The sequence below is a fragment of the Corynebacterium sp. p3-SID1194 genome, assembly GCF_025144155.1.
GTDB lineage: Bacteria > Actinomycetota > Actinomycetes > Mycobacteriales > Mycobacteriaceae > Corynebacterium.
Genome location: NZ_JALXWY010000033.1, coordinates 1 through 5,202, shown reverse-complemented (window position 1 = coordinate 5,202; position 5,202 = coordinate 1). Strand labels below are relative to the sequence as shown.

Annotated in this window: 3 rRNA genes; all 3 read right to left on the bottom strand. The window is 54.6% G+C overall.

The features are described 5' to 3' along the window. Nucleotides 1-8: 8 nt before the first annotated feature. Nucleotides 9-126: ribosomal RNA gene (gene rrf / locus M3G19_RS11690) — 5S ribosomal RNA — on the bottom strand. A 168-nt stretch (nucleotides 127-294) separates the two neighbouring features. Next, nucleotides 295-3,368 (bottom strand): 23S ribosomal RNA (locus M3G19_RS11685). Nucleotides 3,369-3,763: 395 nt separating this feature from the next. Beyond that, nucleotides 3,764-5,202, bottom strand: a 16S ribosomal RNA gene (locus M3G19_RS11680); the annotation flags it as partial.

Here is a 5,202-nt window from a genome sequence, read left to right as displayed (position 1 = left end):
AAGTTTTTGGTCGGCGGTAACTTACTCTCCCACACCCTCCCGAGTGCAGTACCATCAGCGCGGGTGGGCTTAGCTTCCGGGTTCGGAATGGGACCGGGCGTTTCCCCACCGCTATCAACCACCGACACACCTGTGGGGGTTTGTCGTCATGGTCGCAACACTGGTTGTGTGTTGCGGTGTATGTAGTTATCTGTGGCCACGTGGTGTGTGTGGTGTGTCAGATACTGCATAGTGGACGCGGCAGTCGTTGTTGTTGTCTGCTTTTTGTTGTGTTTCGCTTGTTGTTGGAAACATGTGGTTTGTTGGTTGGTGTATTAGTACCAGTCACCTTCGCACATTGCGGTGCGTCCAGATCTGGCCTATCAACCCAGTAGTCTGCTGGGAACCTATGAAACCTCATCTTGAAACAGGCTTCCCGCTTAGATGCTTTCAGCGGTTATCCCTTCCGTACGTAGCCAACCAGCGGTGCTCCTGGCGGAACAACTGGCACACCAGAGGTACGTCCGTCCCGGTCCTCTCGTACTGGGGACAGCCTTTCTCAAGTTTCTGCGCGCGCGGCGGATAGAGACCGAACTGTCTCACGACGTTCTGAACCCAGCTCGCGTGCCGCTTTAATGGGCGAACAGCCCAACCCTTGGGACCTACTCCAGCCCCAGGATGCGACGAGCCGACATCGAGGTGCCAAACCATCCCGTCGATATGGACTCTTGGGGAAGATCAGCCTGTTATCCCCGGGGTACCTTTTATCCGTTGAGCGACACCACATCCACAAGTAGGTGCCGGATCACTAGTCCCGACTTTCGTCCCTGCTCGACTTGTAGGTCTCGCAGTCAAGCTCCCTTGTGCACTTACACTCTAAACACCTGATTGCCAACCAGGCTGAGGGAACCTTTGGGCGCCTCCGTTACTCTTTGGGAGGCAACCGCCCCAGTTAAACTACCCACCAGGCACTGTCCCCAACCCAGATCATGGGCCAAGGTTAAGACATCCACTACGGTCAGAGTGGTATTTCACTTAACGACTCCACACCCACTAGCGTGAGCGCTTCATAGTCTCCCACCTATGCTACACAAACCGCAGTAAACACCAATACCAAGCTATAGTGAAGGTCCCGGGGTCTTTTCGTCCTGCCGCGCGAAACGAGCATCTTTACTCGTAGTGCAATTTCACCGGGCCTGTGGTTGAGACAGCAGGGAAGTCGTTACGCCATTCGTGCAGGTCGGAACTTACCCGACAAGGAATTTCGCTACCTTAGGATGGTTATAGTTACCACCGCCGTTTACTGGGGCTTAAATTCTCCGCTTCGGACCAAAGGTCCTAACAGGTCCTCTTAACCTTCCAGCACCGGGCAGGCGTCAGTCCGTATACATCAACTTCAACGTCTTCGCACGGACCTGTGTTTTTGATAAACAGTCGCTTCCCTCTCTTTTCTGCGACCCCAACTAGCTCACCAACGCATGTTTGGATCACCGGTTGTGGCCCCCCTTCTTCCGAAGTTACGGGGGCAATTTGCCGAGTTCCTTAACCACAGTTCACCCGACCGCCTGAGTATGTTCTACTTGACTACCTGTGTCGGTTTCGGGTACGGGCCGTACACACACATCGCTAGAGGCTTTTCTCGACAGCACAGGATCACTACCATCACCCCATTGGGGTTACGCATCACGCCTCACACATATGACACCCGCATTTAACTAGGTGTCGTGCCGCACGCTTGCACCACAATCCACTCAGTGGCGTAGCTACCAATCTGTGTCACCCCATCACTTGACTACTACAGATCAGGCCCCACGCATCACACCCACCTGATAATCAAAGATCATCTTGGCGGGTGGTCAGGGTGGTTAGTATCACCGGTTCATCATTGGGCGCGTGTATACGGGTACGGGAATATCAACCCGTTGACCATCGACTACGCCTGTCGGCCTCGCCTTAGGACCCGACTCACCCTGGGAAGACGAACTTGACCCAGGAACCCTTAGTCATTCGGCGGATACGATTCTCACGTATCATTCGTTACTCATGCCTGCATTCTCACTCGCGTACAGTCCACACACCCTTACGATCATGCTTCACCCCATACGCGACGCTCCCCTACCCATATCAAAAGATATGCCGCGGCTTCGGCGGTGTACTTGAGCCCCACTGAATTGTCGGCGCGCAACCACTCGACCAGTGAGCTATTACGCACTCTTTCAAGGGTGGCTGCTTCTAAGCCAACCTCCTGGCTGTCTTCGCGATTACACATCCTTTTCCACTTAGTACACCCTTAGGGGCCTTAACCGGCGATCTGGGCTGTTTCCCTCTCGACTATGAAGCTTATCCCCCACAGTCTCACTGCCGCGCAACAATGTTTAACCGGCATTCGGAGTTTGGCTGACATTGCTAAGATGATAGTCCCGCTCAACCAACCAGTAGCTCTACCTCCGGCACACCTACGCGACGCTGCACCTAAATGCATTTCGGGGAGAACCAGCTATCACGGAGTTTGATTGGCCTTTCACCCCTACCCACAGCTCATCCCCGCAGTTTTCAACCTACGTGGGTTCGCGCCTCCACAACCTCTTACAGCTGCTTCACACTGGCCATGGGTAGATCACCCCGCTTCGGGTCCAGGACATGCCACTAAACACACAATTAGCATTCGCTTTCGCTACGACTACCCCACACGGGTTAACCTCGCGACATGCCGCTGACTCGCAGGCTCATTCTTCAAAAGGCACGCCATCACACACTTTGAGGTGCTCTGACGGATTGTAGGCACACAGTTTCAGGAACTCTTTCACTCCCCTCCCGGGGTACTTTTCACCATTCCCTCACGGTACTTATCCACTATCGGTCACACTGAGTATTTAGGCTTACCGGGTGGTCCCGGCAGATTCACAGCAGATTCCACGAGCCCGCTGCTACTCGGGGATACAACCACCACACGCACACATGCATTCACGTACAGGACTCTCACCTACTCCGGTAGGCCATCCCAGACCACTTCCGCTTACACACGCACAATGTGGACGTATCTGGCAGAACACGACCAGTCACACCCCACAACACCGCACACGCAACCCCTGCCAGGTATCACACGCACACGGTTTAGCCTCATCCACGTTCGCTCGCCGCTACTAGCAGAATCATTCTTATTTTCCTCTCCTACCGGTACTGAGATGTTTCACTTCCCGGCGTAACCCCCTTAAACAGCTATGCATTCACTGCAAGGTAACCGCACACAACTACGGCCAGGTTTCCCCATTCGGACACCCTCGGATCAACGCTTTGTTGACAACTCCCCGAGGCTTAACGCAGTCTCACACGTCCTTCATCGGCTCAGCATGCCAAGGCATCCACCATGCGCCCGTAAACAACAAACACACACACGAAAAACCCAACACACACATCAAAACACACACAAACAAAAAACAAGATGCTCGCGTCCACTATACAGTTCTCACACACCACACCCACCACCCACCAACCAACACAAACAATGCCGGAAAGCAGATGACAGGCCACAAAAGGGATCAACCACACCCACACCACAAACAGTGCAGGCACCATGTGTCGCCCCAGACACCCAACAGTGCACCAACAATCACAAATAAACGTTCAGCCAGTTTTGTGAAACCATCAACCACACCCACCTGGCACCTAACGCCGGGGTGATGCATGTCCACCTGGTATTTCAAAAAATAACGTTGGCAGCACCACAGTCGGGCACTCAACCAACACACCCACAACTGCGGGCAGAAAAATAAAAGCTCCTTAGAAAGGAGGTGATCCAGCCGCACCTTCCGGTACGGCTACCTTGTTACGACTTCGTCCCAATCGCCGATCCCACCTTCGACAGCTCCCTAACGAGTTTGGGCCACCGGCTTCGGGTGTTACCAACTTTCATGACGTGACGGGCGGTGTGTACAAGGCCCGGGAACGTATTCACCGCAGCGTTGCTGATCTGCGATTACTAGCGACTCCGACTTCATGGGGTCGAGTTGCAGACCCCAATCCGAACTAAGGCCGGCTTTAGGCGATTAGCTCCACCTCACAGTGTCGCAACGCGTTGTACCGACCATTGTAGCATGTGTGAAGCCCTGGACATAAGGGGCATGATGATTTGACGTCATCCCCACCTTCCTCCGAGTTAACCCCGGCAGTCTCTCATGAGTCCCCAACCAAATGCTGGCAACATAAGACAAGGGTTGCGCTCGTTGCGGGACTTAACCCAACATCTCACGACACGAGCTGACGACAACCATGCACCACCTGTACACCAGCCACAAGGGAAACTACATCTCTGCAGCGATCCGGTGTATGTCAAGCCCAGGTAAGGTTCTTCGCGTTGCATCGAATTAATCCACATGCTCCGCCGCTTGTGCGGGCCCCCGTCAATTCCTTTGAGTTTTAGCCTTGCGGCCGTACTCCCCAGGCGGGGCGCTTAATGCGTTAGCTACGGCACGAACCCCGTGGAAGGGACTCACACCTAGCGCCCACCGTTTACGGCATGGACTACCAGGGTATCTAATCCTGTTCGCTACCCATGCTTTCGCTCCTCAGCGTCAGTTACTGCCCAGAGACCTGCCTTCGCCATCGGTGTTCCTCCTGATATCTGCGCATTCCACCGCTACACCAGGAATTCCAGTCTCCCCTACAGCACTCAAGTTATGCCCGTATCGCCTGCAACCCCGCAGTTAAGCTGCGGTATTCCACAAACGACGCGACAAACCACCTACGAGCTCTTTACGCCCAGTAATTCCGGACAACGCTCGCACCCTACGTATTACCGCGGCTGCTGGCACGTAGTTAGCCGGTGCTTCTTATCCAGGTACCGTCACTTTCGCTTCGTCCCTGACGAAAGGAGTTTACAACCCGAAGGCCGTCATCCCCCACGCGGCGTCGCTGCATCAGGCTTGCGCCCATTGTGCAATATTCCCCACTGCTGCCTCCCGTAGGAGTCTGGGCCGTATCTCAGTCCCAATGTGGCCGTACACCCTCTCAGGCCGGCTACCCGTCGACGCCTTGGTAGGCCATTACCCCACCAACAAGCTGATAGGCCGCGAGCTCATCCCACACCGAAAAAACTTTCCACAACGGCATCCAAACCATCGTCCTATCCGGTATTAGACCCAGTTTCCCAGGCTTATCCCGAAGTGCAGGGCAGATCACCCACGTGTTACTCACCCGTTCGCCACTCGAGTACCCCTGCAAGCA